Genomic DNA, 14,855 nt, shown 5'->3' on the forward strand with positions numbered 1-14,855 from the left:
CGACGCGGCCGCGATGAAACGGGAACAGACCCTAGAAGATAAAAGACTTTTACAGCCTCAAATCACAAGAATATGTTCTTAAAACCAGCTGGAGCGCTGCGTTCGATTTGAAGAGGATTTTTCCATTTGCACTCGCCGTGGCGTTGGTGGACTTTGCGCTACTGGCCGCACTGGCCCCCACCCTACTGACCAGCTATGCGCCTTACGCAACCTCGCCCACCGACAAACTCACTCCGCCGAACGCCGCGCACTGGTTCGGCACCGACGAACTGGGCCGTGACCTTTTATACCCGCGTCGTGCACGGCTCCAGTCTGTCGGTACAAGCGGCGCTGCTGGCGGTCGGTATCGCCATGGCCGGTAGACTGAGTCTGGGGGTGATATCCGGCTTCGGCACCATTCCGGTGGCCATCGCATTCGGCGTGGGGATCATCCCCGGCTTCGCCCGCACCACCCGCGCTGAAGTGCTGAAGTGCTGAAGGTCAAGACTCTGCCCTACGTCGAAGCGGCTCGGCTGGGTGGTTCTCGGCTTCGACGCAGAACCGCCCGCCGCCGAATGGCGGCACGTTGATCGCCAACGGCCGACACTTTCTGATGACTGCACCCCGGGTTTCGCTATTGCCCGGCCTGTTCGTGGTCGCCGTGGTGTTCAGCTTCAACCACATCGCCCGTACGCTGGAAGAGGCGCAACGATGACTGACGCTCCGCAACTGATCGACATCCGGCATCTGGGCGTCGCGTATCGTTTCTACGGGCAGATCAATCAGGCCGTGCGCAACGTTTCGTTTCAGGTTGCGCAAGGCGAAACCGTGACAATTGTCGGCGAGTCCGGTTCTATCTGCCTCAAAAAATCACCGAAAAGCAGTCGTGCGAAACTGACCGCTGCGAGCATTGCGATTTAAAGCAGGGCGACGTCCTTGTGCGCAGTGAGCCCGGACTGCGGAAGCATTTGGTAACGCATATGCATATTCCCTATCGATATTTAAAATTATTTTTTAATAGCTATAGAGTTGCGCCCTATGCAAAAACGCATTGCCACGCAGGAAGCAGGCAAGACGCCTGCGAGCGTGGGCGCTTGATTGACACGATCAGGCCGCCTCAGCGAGACGCCCCTTTTCCCTTACTTCGAGCACACGCAATGAAAGGTCTCAACCCCCTGTCCTTCCCCGTCCTGTTCGGTTCGGCGGTGCTGTTGAACGCCGTCATGGCTTTCCCGGCGCTGGCCGGGCTGCTGGAAAAAGGTCGCAGCGATGGCCTGACCGCAGGCATTGCCAACGAGCAGCCGTATGCCTACATCGGCACAGATGGCAAAGCTACTGGCGCCAATGTCGAGATACTGCGGGCTATTCTCGAACCGCTGGGCATCACGCAGATCGAGACGCCTATCACTGACTTCGGTTCGCTGGTGCCAGGCCTTGCCGCAGGGCGTTTCGATCTGATCGGCGCCGGTCTGTTCATCAACCCTAACCGCTGCAAAGTCATCTCGTTCTCCAGCCCGGTAACGCGCTCCGGCGGTGCGTTCATCGTCAAAGCCGGTAACCCGCTGAACCTGCATAGCCTCAAAGACGTTGCCACCCACGGCAAAGCGCGGCTGGCCACGCAACCGGGCAGCAATCAGGTTCAGGAAGCCAGGGACAGCGGTATCGCCAACAGCAATGTGGTGCTGTTCGACAAGGACACCGAGGCGCTGGCCGCCTTGCAGGCCGGTCGGGTCGACGTGGTGTATTTCCCCGATGCAGAAGTCATCAGCCTGATCAAGAAAGCCAACAGTGCAGATATCGAGCGGGCTTTGCCGTTTGAGCAGATCCCGGACGCCAATGGCAAACCGAGCTGGAATTACCACGCCTACGGCCTGCCGAAAAACGATCCGGCCTTCGAGCAAGCGTTCAACGAGAAACTGTCCAGACTCCGGGCGTCAGGCGAACTGCTGAAGATTCTTGAAAAGTACGGCTACACCGAAAACGAACTGGCTGAGCCGACCGTTACCGCAGCACAACGCTGCAACCCATGACCTGCGCGGTCCGCGAGGTCGTGCAGTAAACGGCCCTGACCCACACGAGTACGGCCATGCCTGTCGACCCTGCCACATTGGAAACCGCCGGTTTCATCGCCAGACAACTGGCGCACGGCGCACTGGTTACGCTGCAGATCACCTTTCTCGCCGAGTTGCTGGTGTTGGTGCTGTCCTTCGTCATCGCCCTGATGCGCCTGTCGCCGTTCCGGGCGCTGCGCTGGTTTGCCACCTTGTACGTCGAAGTATTGCGTGGCATTTCAGCGTTGGTGCTGCTGTTTTACCTGTTCTTCATCCTGCCGCTGTTCGGTATTCGCCTGTCGCCAATGACCACCGGAGTACTGGGGCTGGGGCTGACGTTTTCAGCCTACGGTTCGGAGATCATCCGTTCGGCGCTGATCAACGTCAGCCAGGGGCAGCGCGATGCGGTGCGGGCATTGGATTTCGGGTCGGTCAGCGCGTTTCGCCGCATCATCCTGCCGCAGGCCTTGCCGTTCATGATTCCGCCGATGGGCAATCAACTGGTCGAGCTGCTGAAAACCACCTCGCTGGTCTCGCTGATCACCCTCACCGACCTGACCTTCAGTGGCAGCCAGTTGGTGACCACGCTGGGCCAGCAGACACTGATCTGGAGCATCGTGCTGATCTGCTATTTCGTGATGGCCTGGCCGCTCAGTTGGCTGGTCAGGCGTTATGAACGACACGCGACAGCGTGGCGTCGGGCGAGGAATTGACCATGGAATTCGACGTTGCATTCGCCTGGCCGATCATGCCCGAGCTGTTTCAGGGCTTGCTGGTCACCGTTCAGGTCGTGGTGCTGGGGTTTCTGCTGGCGGTGCTGCTGGGCCTGATTCTGGCGCTGGCATTACGCTCACAGGTCAGGCTCGTGCATTACCTGAGCAAGGCTTACCTGAGCTTTTTCCGCAACACGCCGCTGATGGTTCAGCTGTATGTGCTGTTCTTTGCGTTGCCGCTGGCAGGCGTCACCTTCCCGGCGATCACCACCGGCGTGATCGGCTTGGGGTGCTATTACGCGGCCTATATTGCCGAGGCCTGCCGTGGCGCAATCGATGATATTCCTGCCGGGCAATGGGAAGCAGCATGTGCGCTGGACTTCAACCGGGGCGACACCTGGCGACGCATCATTCTGCCGCAGGCGTTGAAACCGATGCTGCCGGTGCTGGGCAATTACCTGATCGGCATGTTCAAGGAGACACCGCTGCTGGCGGTCATCACCATCCCCGAACTGTTTCAGGCCGCCAAGCAGATCGCGGGCATGACCTATCGCTACAACGAGCCGTCCACGGTGATGGCGCTGATGTTCCTGGCGATCAGCGTGCCGACCTCGTTGTTGTTCAAATACCTGGAAAGGCGCAATCATGTCTGATCTCGCACACAACGCCGCCCTGCCCGCCACTGAGGTGCAGATACAGCTCAGGCAAGTGGTCAAGGACTTTGGTCGCAACCGGGTCATAGACCATCTGGATCTGAGCATCCCGCAAGGCCAGAAAGTCGCCTTGATCGGCCCGAGCGGTTCAGGCAAATCGACGGTGCTGCGTCTGATCAAAGGGCTGGAAGACTACCAGCAAGGCAGCATTGAAGTGGCCGGCGAAGCGGTTCCGGCACAGGCCTCACGCTGGCGCTGGCCCGGCTCGCGCAAGGCCCCGGTGATTCATCGGGTCGGCATGGTGTTTCAGCAATTCAATCTGTTCCCACATCTCACGGTGCAGGAAAACGTTACCGAAGCACCATTGCGTGTGCTCAGGCTGTCCCGCGAGGAGGCCCTGGAGCGTGCTCATCAATACCTCGGACTGGTCGGGCTCGCGCACAAGGCTGACGCCTACCCGAGCCAGCTTTCTGGCGGTCAGCAACAACGTGTGGCGATTGCCAGAGCCCTGGCCATGCGGCCGCAGATCATGCTTTTCGACGAGGTCACGTCAGCGCTGGACCCTGAGCTGGTCGGTGAAGTGCTGGCGGTGATTCGCTCGATTGCCCATGAGTTTCAGATGACCATGCTGCTGGTGACCCACGAAATGAAATTCGCGCAGGACATCGCTGACCGGGTTTTATTCATGGAGGGCGGGCGGATTGTGGCGGACGGTTCAGCCAGCGAAATCCTGCTGAACCCGGAGAATGAACGAACGCGACGCTTTCTGCAGTTGGTGGAGCAGCGCTGACGTTCAGCGCTGCTTTTTGCTACACGGCCTTATTGCCACAGAGCATGACCATCAGATACGGAAGCGCGCGACCATGCCTTGCAGGTTGCTGCCCAAGCGCGCCAGCTCAACCGTGGACGCCGCGCTTTGCTCGGTGGCCGTGGCGGACTGATCGGCAATGTCGCGCACGCTGATCACGCTGCGGTTGATTTCATCGGTGACCGCACTTTGCTCTTCAGCGGCGGCGGAAATCTGCTGACTCATTTGCTCGATGGTGCCGATTGAGTGAGTGATCTCCACCAATGCCTGTTCGGCCTGACGCGCCAGTTCCACGGTGCCTTCGGTTCGTTGCCGGCTGGCGTCCATCAGATCCGAAGCCGCGCCGGTGCCGTGCTGCAAGGCCTGAATCAGCGCTTCGATTTCCGTGGTGGACTTTTGCGTGCGCTGGGCCAGCGAGCGCACCTCATCGGCGACCACAGCGAAGCCACGTCCCTGCTCACCCGCCCGTGCGGCTTCGATGGCCGCATTGAGCGCCAGCAGATTGGTTTGTTCGGCGACCGCTTTGATCACATCGATCACCCCGCCAATCTTGTCGCTGTCCTGAATAAGGCGCTGCATGGCCTGGCCCAGTTGTCCGACTTCACCGGCCAGCTGGCTGATTTCGCGAGTGGCGTGTTGCACAACGCTGCTGCCATGGGCTGCACGCTCGCTGGCCTGCCGGGCAGCCTGTGAAGCGTCTTCGGTGTTTTGAGCCACTTCCTGCACGGTCGATGCCATCTGGTTCATGGCGGTCGCCACCTGATCGACTTCCATTTTCTGCTGGGTGACACCCGCGCTGGTCTGTTCACTGACGGCCGACAGCTCTTCAGCTGCCGTGGCGATTTGTGTCACACCATTGCTGATACCGCCGATCAAGGTACGCAGCGACACGGTCATGTTTTGCATGGTGTTTTGCAGCAGGCCCAACTCGTCCTGACGCGTGGTGCTGATGTCGTTGGTCAGGTCGCCGTCGGCAATACGCCGGGCTGCGATGACCGTCGCATCGAGCGGACGCGTGATCTGACGGGTGATCAGGATGGCGGCGAAGATACCCAGCAACAGTACGATCAGGGCCACCGTGAGCAACTGGGTCACTGCACTGTCTTTTTCGTTGTTCGCACTGACCACCTGACCCGCCATCAACCCGTCGGAGCTTTTGACTATGTCCAGCGACTGCTGGCGCAGTGCGTCGCGGATCTGGTCGTTCTGTTGCATCAGCTGGGAAATGGAAACCATCAGCGACTTGTACTGCTGCAAGGCTGCAAGGGCAGCATCCACCGCCGGACCGGCCTTGCTCGGCAACTGGCCGCGCGCGCTGCCCACCTGGGTAATCAGAGAGTCTGCTGCGTCGAAGGTGATCTGCTTGTTTTCGGCGGTAGGAATACTGATATAGCGACGGAACACCAGACGAAAGTTGGTCATGCCGTTGCGCAAGTCACCGGCAACTTTCACCTGATCGATAGCGTTCTGTTCAAGCGAGCGTGAGGCATCTTCAAAGGTCTTTTGCAGAAGCGTTTCGAAACTGCCGCTCACCTGCTCGGAAATAGTAATCAACGGTTGCATGGCCTGGTCGATTTTCTGGTTGTTGTCCACCATCTGGCTGAACGTCTGCCTAAGGCCACCCGCCTGATCGCGGATACCTCGGAGCTTATCGGCGTTGACCGGCACAGTCAGAATCTTCAGGCCGTTCTCGATAGTCTTGCCCAGATCGTCGAGGGCAGCGACATAACCCAGCTGAGTGCTCGCGTCAGGTTTTGCCGTGTAGGCCTGCGCAGCGATCCTCAGGCTCAGCGCATCTGCTTTTACTTCAGCTACCTTGGATGCTTTGCCCAGTCGCTCGATCAGCAGGTTGGTGCTGAGGTAGCCAATAGTGGTCACCGTCAGTACACCCAGCAGAATGAGGCCGAAGCCCACACTCAATTTTTTGCTGACGTTCAAATTGTCCAGCCATGTCGATTTCATCAAATTTCGCCTTGGTATTAATCGTGATACCCAAAGATCGACGCCGGACCGGACAACTTGATAGCCGTAGCGATTGCAAGAATTGATCGCAAAGATAGCAATATGACATGAGCTTTTTTTCGGCCAGTGAGGTGCCATTCAGACACGGCGCGAGCTCGCGTTGTACATGTCATGCGCGGGGGTAGCCCGCATGAGCCTGCTTATCGGGGTCGCCGATTGACTGCCCTGTGACCATGCATCATTGCGGGTGATAGTAACCTTCGATTTATTCGATTCGTTAATAACACCCACGGCCAACAGAATCCGCCCATTCACTATTCTCGGCGGAACTTCCTATGCCCAAGACAATCAGCCATCTGCGCTTCCCCCTCACTGCGATCGCGCTCATCGTGATCAGTGCGTGCGGCAAGACGTCAGAAGCCCCAGCAGCGCCCGGCGCAGCCAAAGTCACCGTCGCCAAGGTCTTGGAGCAGCCGGTCAACGAGTGGGATGAGTTCACGGGTCGTCTCGAGGCTCCGGAAACCGTCGAAGTTCGCCCTCGTGTGTCAGGCCAGATCGATCAGGTCGCCTTTACCGACGGTTCGCTGGTCAAGAAAGGCGATTTGCTGTTCCAGATCGATCCCCGCCCGTTCCAGTCCGAAGTCCGCCGTCTCGAAGCCCAGTTGCAGCAGGCGCGTGCCGTGGCTTCTCGCAGTGAAAGCGAGGCCCAGCGCGGTGAACGCCTGCGCAGCAACAATGCGATTTCCGCCGAGCTGGCCGACTCGCGCAGCACCTCGGCGCAAGAAGCCAAGGCCGGTGTTGCGGCGATCCAGGCCCAACTGGACCTGGCCCGACTGAACCTCAGCTTCACCCGCGTGACAGCACCGATTGCCGGTCGCGTCAGTCGTGCCGAGATCACCGCCGGGAACATTGTCACCGCCGATGTCACTGCGCTGACCAGCGTGGTCTCCACCGACAAGGTCTACGCCTACTTCGATGCAGATGAGCGCGTGTTCCTCAAATACACCGAACTCGCTCGCCAAGGTCAGCGCGGCCAGACCACCCCGGTTTACCTGGGGCTTTCCAATGAAACCGGCAACCCGCACCTGGGCCAGATGAACTTCGTCGATAACCAGGTCAACCCGAGGACCGGCACCATTCGCGGTCGCGCCGTGTTCGATAACGCGGATGGCAGCTTCACGCCTGGCCTGTACGCACGCCTGAAACTGGTCGGCAGCGGCACTTATTCGGCGGTCCTGATCAACGACGAAGCGGTTGGCACCGACCTGGGCAAGAAGTTCGTGCTGGTGATGGACAAGGACAACAAGCCCGCCTACCGCGCCGTTGAGCTGGGCCCGAAAATCGAAGGCTTGCGCATCGTGCGCAACGGGCTGGGCAAGGACGACACCATTGTCGTCAAAGGCCTGCAACGTGTGCGCCCCGGTACGCCTGTGGACCCTGAAATGACACCGATGGCCAGCGCCGAGACGCTCGCTGCACTGCTCAAACAACGCCAGGCCCTCGACGCCAGCAACCAGCCAAACGTGACGCCCAAACCGGCCGTCAATATCGCCAGCGCTTCTGCGCCACGCGGCTAAGGGACTCGTCCGATGAACTTCTCCAAATTCTTTATCTCACGGCCGATCTTCGCCGCCGTGCTGTCGCTGCTGATCCTCATCGCCGGTTCCATCTCGTTGTTCCAGCTGCCGATCAGCGAATACCCGGAAGTTGTCCCGCCGACCGTGGTGGTCCGCGCCAACTTCCCCGGCGCCAACCCGAAGGTGATCGGCGAAACCGTCGCTTCGCCGCTGGAACAGGCGATTACCGGCGTCGAAGGCATGCTTTACATGTCCTCGCAGGCTACCGCCGACGGCAAGCTGACGCTGACCATCACCTTCGCGCTGGGCACTGATCTGGACAACGCGCAGGTGCAGGTGCAAAACCGCGTGACCCGCAGCGAACCCAAACTGCCCGAAGAAGTGACGCGCATCGGTATCACCGTGGACAAGGCCTCCCCTGACCTGACCATGGTTGTGCACTTGACCTCGCCGGACAAGCGTTACGACATGCTGTACCTGTCCAACTACGCGGTGCTCAACATCAAGGACGAACTGGCGCGCCTCGGCGGCGTCGGCGACGTGCAGCTGTTCGGCATGGGCGTTTACTCGCTGCGCGTCTGGCTCGATCCGAACAAGACCGCCTCACGCAACCTGACCGCCACCGACGTGGTCAACGCGATTCGCGAGCAGAACCGCCAGGTCGCTGCTGGCCAGCTGGGTTCTCCGCCCTCGCCGAATGCCACCAGTTTCCAGATGTCGATCAACACTCAGGGCCGTCTGGTCAGTGAGGAAGAGTTTGAAAACGTGGTGGTGCGTGCCGGTGCCGATGGCGAAATCACTCGCCTGAAGGATATTGCGCGCATCGAGCTGGGTTCCAGCCAATACGCATTGCGCTCGCTGCTTAACAACCAGCCTGCGGTGGCAATCCCGATCTTCCAGCGTCCCGGCTCCAACGCTATCGACATTTCCAACGATGTGCGGGCGCGCATGGCCGAACTGAAGCAAAGCTTCCCGGAAGGGATGGATTACAGCATCGTCTATGACCCGACCATTTTCGTTCGCGGTTCCATCGAAGCGGTGATTCACACGCTGTTCGAAGCTCTGATTCTGGTCGTGCTGGTGGTGATTCTGTTCCTGCAAACCTGGCGCGCCTCGATCATTCCACTGGTTGCCGTACCGGTTTCGCTGATCGGCACCTTCGCCGTGATGCACATGTTCGGCTTCTCGCTGAATGCACTGTCATTATTCGGGCTGGTGCTGGCGATCGGGATCGTGGTGGACGATGCCATCGTGGTGGTGGAGAACGTCGAACGTAATATCGAACTGGGGCTTGAACCGGTCGCCGCCACGCACAAGGCCATGGCCGAAGTGACTGGCCCGATCATCGCGACGGCATTGGTGCTGTGCGCGGTGTTTGTACCCGCGGCGTTCATTTCCGGGCTCAGCGGACAGTTCTATAAACAGTTTGCGCTGACCATTGCCATCTCGACGGTCATCTCGGCGTTCAACTCGCTGACCCTGTCACCGGCACTGGCCGCGGTATTGCTCAAAGCTCATGACGCGCCCAAAGACGGCTTCTCGCGCTTTCTCGACAAGCTGCTCGGCGGCTGGTTGTTCCGTCCGTTCAACCGCTTTTTCGAAAAAGCCAGTCATGGCTATGTCGGCACCGTTGCCAGGGTCATTCGCAGCAGCGGTATCGCCTTGCTGGTTTACGCGGGCCTGATGGTCCTGACCTGGATGGGCTTTGCCAGCACACCGACCGGCTTCGTACCGAGCCAGGACAAGCAATACCTGGTTGCATTCGCCCAGTTGCCGGACGCCGCGAGCCTGGATCGCACCGAAGACGTCATCAAACGCATGTCCGAGCTGGCCCTCAAGCAGCCCGGCGTGCAGGACGCGATTGCCTTCCCCGGCCTGTCGATCAACGGCTTCACCAACAGCCCCAACAACGGCGTGGTGTTCGTGACCCTCAAACCGTTCGATGAGCGCAAGGACGCCAGTCTGTCGGCCAACGCGATCGCCGGCGCGCTGAACGGCCAGTTCGCCTCGATTCAGGAAGCCTATATGGCGATCTTCCCGCCACCGCCGGTTCAGGGTCTGGGCACCATTGGCGGCTTCCGCCTGCAAATCGAAGACCGTGGCAACCTGGGCTATGACGAGCTGTACAAGGAAACCCAGAACATCATTGCGAAAAGCCGCAGCGTGCCGGAACTGGCCGGGCTGTTTACCAGCTACACGGTGAACGTGCCGCAGGTCGACGCCGCAATCGACCGCGAAAAAGCCAAGACCCACGGCGTGGCGGTCAGCGATATCTTCGACACCCTGCAGGTGTACCTGGGCTCGCTGTATGCCAACGACTTCAACCGGTTTGGTCGCACTTATCAGGTCAACGTTCAGGCTGAACAGCAGTTCCGTCAGGACGCCGATCAGATCGCCCAGCTCAAGGTGCGTAACAACCTCGGCGAAATGATCCCGCTGGCCACCTTCGTCAAAGTCAGTGACACCGCAGGTCCCGACCGGGTCATGCACTACAACGGTTTCATCACCGCCGAAATCAACGGTGCTGCGGCACCAGGGTTCAGCTCTGGCCAGGCTCAGGCGGCGGTGGAAAAACTGCTTCGTGAAGAACTGCCCAGCGGCATGATCTACGAATGGACCGACCTGACCTATCAGCAGATCCTGTCGGGCAATACCGCACTGTTCGTGTTCCCGCTCTGCGTACTGCTGGCGTTTCTGGTACTGGCGGCTCAGTACGAAAGCTGGAGCCTGCCGCTGGCCGTCATCCTGATCGTACCGATGACACTGCTTTCGGCCATTGCCGGGGTGATGATTGCGGGTAGTGACAACAACATCTTCACCCAGATCGGCCTGATCGTACTGGTAGGCCTGGCCTGCAAGAACGCGATTCTGATTGTCGAATTCGCCAAGGATAAACAGACTGAAGGCATGAGCCCGCTGGACGCGGTGCTGGAAGCTTGCCGGCTGCGGCTGCGTCCGATTCTGATGACCTCGTTCGCGTTCATCATGGGCGTGGTGCCGCTGGTGCTGTCCAGCGGTGCCGGTGCCGAAATGCGTCACGCGATGGGTGTCGCGGTGTTCTCCGGCATGCTCGGGGTCACCTTCTTCGGCCTGCTGCTGACACCGGTGTTCTACGTGCTGATCCGTAACTATGTCGAGCGCAAGGAGGCCCGCAAAGCCGCCCGTGCGCAGCCACTGCAAAAACTGCCTGCGGAGCTGCATTGATGAGCGCGTTTAAACTTTTCGTCCCGAGCCTGCTGGTCCTGGCGCTGGTAGCCTGCGCCGTCGGGCCGGACTACAAAGCGCCGCAGACGGCGCCGGCAAAGCTGGAGTCAGCGGCCCAGGGCAACTATGACCGCAGCAAGATGAACACCCTGTGGTGGCAGCAATTCGAAGACCCTACCCTCAATAAGCTGGTCGCCAGATCGCTGGACGGCAATCGCGATCTGCGCGTCGCATTTGCCCGCCTCAAGTCGGCACGGGCCATCCGTGATGACGTCGCCAACGACATCATGCCGGTTGTGACCAGCCGCGCCAGCAGTGACATAGGCAAGGGTCAACAGCCCGGCATCACCGAGCGCCGGGTCAACAGCGAGCGCTATGACCTGGGCCTCGACATGGCGTGGGAAGTCGATCTGTTCGGGCGTATCCAGCGCCAGCTGGAGGCCAGCGATGCCGATCAGGACGCGGCCGAAGCCAATCTGTATCAGCTTCAGGTCACACTGATTGCAGAAGTGGTGGACGCCTACGGCCAACTGCGCGGAGCACAATTGCGTGAAGCCATTGCCCGCGACAACCTTACCAACCAGCAGAAGTCTCAGGACATCACCACTCAACTGCGCGATGCCGGGGTCGGCAACGAGCTGGACGTGGTGCGTTCCGACGCGCGGCTTGCTGCGGTCGAAGCCACGGTTCCGCAATTGCAGGCCGAACAGGCTCGCCAGCGCAACCGCATCGCAACACTGTTGGGCGAACGCCCGGACACCCTCAGCGTCGACCTGAGCCCGAGCAAGCTGCCCGCCATTGCCAAGGCCCTGCCGATCGGCGATGCAACGCAGGTGCTGCGCAATCGTCCCGACATACGCGCTGCCGAGCGTCAGCTTGCCGCGTCAACTGCGCGGATCGGCGTAGCGACCGCCGATCTGTTCCCACGCGTCAGCCTGAGCGGTTTTCTGGGCTTTACCGCCGGGCGTGGCTCGCAGATAGGCTCGTCCGCCGCCAGAGCCTGGTCGCTGGGCCCGAGCATCACGTGGGCAGCCTTCGATCTGGGCAGTGTCCGCGCGCAGATTCGCAGCGCCGATGCTGACGCCGAGGGTGCGCTGGCCAACTATGAACAGCAGGTATTGCTGGCACTCGAGGAGTCGGAAAACGCGTTCAGTGACTACAACAAGCGCCAGCAACGCCTGGTGGCGCTGATGCGCCAGAGCGAGTCGAGCCGCGCCGCCGCCAGGCTGGCTTCGGTGCAATACCGCGAGGGCACCGCGGACTTCCTGGTGCTGCTGGACGCCGAGCGCGAGCGTCTGGCCGCCGAGGATTCCCAGGCTCAAGCGGAAATCGAGCTGTATCGTGGCATCGTAGCGATCTACAAGGCATTGGGCGGCGGCTGGCAGCCCCAGGCCTGATCTGACCGACGGCCGACACAGCCCCGCGCTCCTTTCAAGAGGCGGGGCTTTTTTGTCGCTGATCCGTTCGCCATACGATTGGCGTTTGACAGCTGCGACCTGCTATCCGAAGCTGCACCCCGTCAAGCACTGGAAACCGCTATGCCCAGAATGCCATTCAAGGGATTGTCGCCTCTCCCCGTTACTCGACGTCGCTGGTTGATCGGCGCAGCGGCCGCAGCGCTGCTGGTGCTGGCATTCTGGTGGTGGCGCACGCCGGTACAGACAGCGCCCGCCAAACTCAGCCATACCTACGAGCAGGCACTGGAGCAGGCTCACGATGGCAAGCCCGGCGCGGCGCGCGTGCTCTATCAGCAGCTGGCGCGCACCGACCTGTCCGAGACGCAACGCATCAACCTGCTTGCCGAACTGAGCGACTACCCGAGCCCGCAGGCCCTCAAACTGCTGGATGCAGGGCTGGGTGATTCATCGCCGCAAATACGCGAAGCCGCCATCGACGTCAGCGTCAAGCTGGTTTCCAACAGCCAGCGCAGCCTGCTGCTCGGCCCGCTGCTGGATGACGATGACCAATCCGTCAGGTTTCACGCCACCGACGCCCTGCTGGGCCTCTCACCCGATGAGTTGGGGCTGTATTTTGCCGTTCTGCAACAAAGTGCCGAGGTTTATCAGGAGGTACTCAAAAGTCGGCCGCCGAGTGCACAGAATCAACTGCAACTGGCAAAGCTGTATCTGCAGACCGGCGATCTCGAACCCGCGCTGAGCGCACTGCAACAAGCCACGGCACTTGATCCGGGTAACACTGAAGCAGCGCTGGCACACATTGAACTGCTGGACCGCAAAGGCCAGGCAGAACAGGCAAGAGCCCTGTTCGCCCGGTTGCTGGAGCACAATCCCGGCTCATCGATGCTCCAGCACGCCCTGGGTATCTGGCTGCTGAACCACGGACAGGCTGAATTCGCCGTGCTCAGTCTGGCGAAGGCTGCCGAGCTCGCCCCTGAAAACAACGACTACCGTTACGACCTCGCCACCGCCTTGCATTCGCTGAACGAGCTGGAAGCTGCGCAAAAGCAGTTGACCCAGATTGTTCAGAACGACCCGGCGAATCGCAAGGCCCGGGTGCTGCTTGTCCAGTACTGGAAGGAAACCGGCCAGTTGCAGAACGTCCAGGTTCTGCTGGCCGAACTGGAACAGCAGAACCCTGACGATCCGGCGTTGCAGCAAGGATTGTAGGGCCGGACGAGGCCAGAAAAACTGGCTCGATGCCATCTTCAAAGGTCGCCAAGAACCGCTTATCGAGCGGTCTGCAGACATTTCTGATAGGTCGATTTCTGATGGACTTCATGCCTGTCAGATGTTTCTGACGTTGCACTGCGCCGAACCGATGCGGCACGTTTTCCATCACCGGCTAATATCGGAAATAACTTACAAGCCATCGCGCCGGATAACACAACAAACGTCCTGTATATCCAACAGCCACGCCTCACCTCATTTAATGATTTTGAAGAAGACTGTTTTCTAACTGAAAAAAAAGGTGCATCATTTGCGGGCTAGTGAGTTATAAAGACCCCGTATCTGCACATCCCCCCGCCGGGAAGGCCATGTTTGATCATTGAAGCCGCAGGTATCGGTCAAAACCGAGTGAGCAAATCGGCCAGACAGTTTTGTCTCATCGCTTTATTGGGCTGACAACAGCCATTACATTGTTGGAGTGTATTACTTGTCCAGACTTGCCGAGTTTCGAGCTGCAGAGAAAGCCCTTCAGGAACAGCTTGCACAGCTGGAATCGTTGAAGAATGACGCCGGATTGAAAAAGGAGATCGAGTTCGAGCAAAAGCTCAAAGAGCTGATGGGCGCCTATGGCAAAAGCCTGCGTGACATCATTGCAATCATGGACCCTGCGGGCGCTACGTCGCTGGTTGCACCGGCTGGCCCGAAACGTCGCCGCGCACGCGTCGTCAAGGTTTATCAAAACCCGCACACGGGCGAACTGATCGAGACCAAAGGCGGTAATCATCGCGGACTCAAAGCCTGGAAAGAACAATACGGTGTGGACACTGTTGATTCGTGGCTGCGTGCCTGATTCGAACTACGTCACCTGAAGCCCTGCACTTGCGGGGCTTTTTTCTGCCCACGGCCCGGATGATGTCTTCCTGCACAGCTGCTCGGCCTGATAGCCCGACATGATAGACGGCGTGTTTGCAGTCCAGCGCGACGCATACCTTTCAGCCTTGCGCTGGAGCAAGTGAACTGGTTGGTACATATAACTTTGCGTCACAGCCCTATTGGGTACCGCGAAAATAATGACGCCAATAAACATTCTCGGGTTAAGCGATTCAGTGCACAGTTACAAATCTGAACATTTGCTGAATACGGTAGAGTAAATATTCAGTTTTTCAATTGTTACACGAGATTAAATCATTCTTTAACGCGGGCGCGTGAGGCATTTGCCCTGGCTCAGGCGGAGCGGCAGGGCTTCACACTTTTTTCACATGAACTCTAAGATGATGAAGA

General features: G+C 59.5%; 11 protein-coding genes and 2 pseudogenes. 11 read left to right on the forward strand and 2 right to left on the reverse strand.

The features are described from left to right. Positions 1-38 precede the first annotated feature (38 nt). From ABJ99_RS26690 to ABJ99_RS05650, 6 genes and pseudogenes are all read left to right on the forward strand, one after another. A pseudogene (locus ABJ99_RS26690) lies at positions 39-694 on the forward strand (ABC transporter permease). Next, positions 691-900 (forward strand): hypothetical protein, encoded by a 210-nt coding sequence (locus ABJ99_RS05630; protein ID WP_054084964.1) that lies wholly within the window; start codon positions 691-693, stop codon positions 898-900. The pseudogene ABJ99_RS26690 and the gene ABJ99_RS05630 overlap by 4 nt, the downstream one beginning before the upstream one ends. 236 nt (positions 901-1,136) lie before the next feature. Beyond that, a complete protein-coding gene (ehuB, locus tag ABJ99_RS05635) occupies positions 1,137-2,009 on the forward strand; it encodes an ectoine/hydroxyectoine ABC transporter substrate-binding protein EhuB (RefSeq protein WP_054084965.1) in 873 nt (290 codons plus the stop codon). A 56-nt stretch (positions 2,010-2,065) separates the two neighbouring features. Then, on the forward strand, positions 2,066-2,743 hold the full coding sequence (gene ehuC / locus ABJ99_RS05640) for an ectoine/hydroxyectoine ABC transporter permease subunit EhuC (protein ID WP_054084966.1): 678 nt from the start codon (positions 2,066-2,068) through the stop codon (positions 2,741-2,743). Between the two features lie 2 nt (positions 2,744-2,745). Next, positions 2,746-3,396, forward strand: coding sequence for an ectoine/hydroxyectoine ABC transporter permease subunit EhuD (gene ehuD / locus ABJ99_RS05645; RefSeq protein ID WP_054084967.1), 651 nt, complete (start codon positions 2,746-2,748; stop codon positions 3,394-3,396). Beyond that, on the forward strand, positions 3,389-4,186 hold the full coding sequence (locus ABJ99_RS05650) for an amino acid ABC transporter ATP-binding protein (RefSeq protein WP_054084968.1): 798 nt from the start codon (positions 3,389-3,391) through the stop codon (positions 4,184-4,186). Before ehuD ends, ABJ99_RS05650 begins: the two co-directional genes overlap by 8 nt. A 51-nt stretch (positions 4,187-4,237) precedes the next feature. Here the strand turns inward: ABJ99_RS05650 and ABJ99_RS29715 are convergent, their stop codons facing one another. Both ABJ99_RS29715 and ABJ99_RS29720 read right to left on the reverse strand, forming a co-directional pair. Then, a complete protein-coding gene (locus tag ABJ99_RS29715) occupies positions 4,238-5,110 on the reverse strand; it encodes a methyl-accepting chemotaxis protein (RefSeq protein ID WP_375232659.1) in 873 nt (290 codons plus the stop codon). Positions 5,111-5,143: 33 nt separating this feature from the next. After that, positions 5,144-6,304, reverse strand: a pseudogene (locus ABJ99_RS29720) (methyl-accepting chemotaxis protein); the annotation flags it as partial. A gap of 197 nt (positions 6,305-6,501) precedes the next feature. Here ABJ99_RS29720 and mexE point away from each other — a divergent pair. From mexE to ABJ99_RS05680, 5 genes are all read left to right on the forward strand, one after another. After that, on the forward strand, positions 6,502-7,743 hold the full coding sequence (gene mexE, locus ABJ99_RS05660; RefSeq protein WP_054084970.1) for a multidrug efflux RND transporter periplasmic adaptor subunit MexE: 1,242 nt from the start codon (positions 6,502-6,504) through the stop codon (positions 7,741-7,743). 12 nt (positions 7,744-7,755) lie between these two features. Then, positions 7,756-10,947 (forward strand): efflux RND transporter permease subunit, encoded by a 3,192-nt coding sequence (locus ABJ99_RS05665; protein ID WP_054084971.1) that lies wholly within the window; start codon positions 7,756-7,758, stop codon positions 10,945-10,947. Then, complete coding sequence (locus tag ABJ99_RS05670; RefSeq protein ID WP_054084972.1) at positions 10,947-12,344, forward strand: efflux transporter outer membrane subunit; 1,398 nt, start codon at positions 10,947-10,949, stop codon at positions 12,342-12,344. The genes ABJ99_RS05665 and ABJ99_RS05670 overlap by 1 nt, the downstream gene beginning before the upstream one ends. A gap of 141 nt (positions 12,345-12,485) precedes the next feature. Further along, complete coding sequence (locus ABJ99_RS05675; RefSeq protein ID WP_054084973.1) at positions 12,486-13,574, forward strand: tetratricopeptide repeat protein; 1,089 nt, start codon at positions 12,486-12,488, stop codon at positions 13,572-13,574. 487 nt (positions 13,575-14,061) lie between these two features. Beyond that, positions 14,062-14,424 carry a histone-like nucleoid-structuring protein, MvaT/MvaU family gene (locus ABJ99_RS05680; RefSeq protein ID WP_007249379.1) on the forward strand — a complete coding sequence of 121 codons (363 nt, stop codon included), beginning with the start codon at positions 14,062-14,064 and terminating at the stop codon, positions 14,422-14,424. Positions 14,425-14,855: the final 431 nt, after the last annotated feature.

It is taken from the genome of Pseudomonas syringae pv. cilantro, from assembly GCF_001293775.1.
GTDB classification, from domain to species: domain Bacteria; phylum Pseudomonadota; class Gammaproteobacteria; order Pseudomonadales; family Pseudomonadaceae; genus Aquipseudomonas; species Aquipseudomonas syringae_P.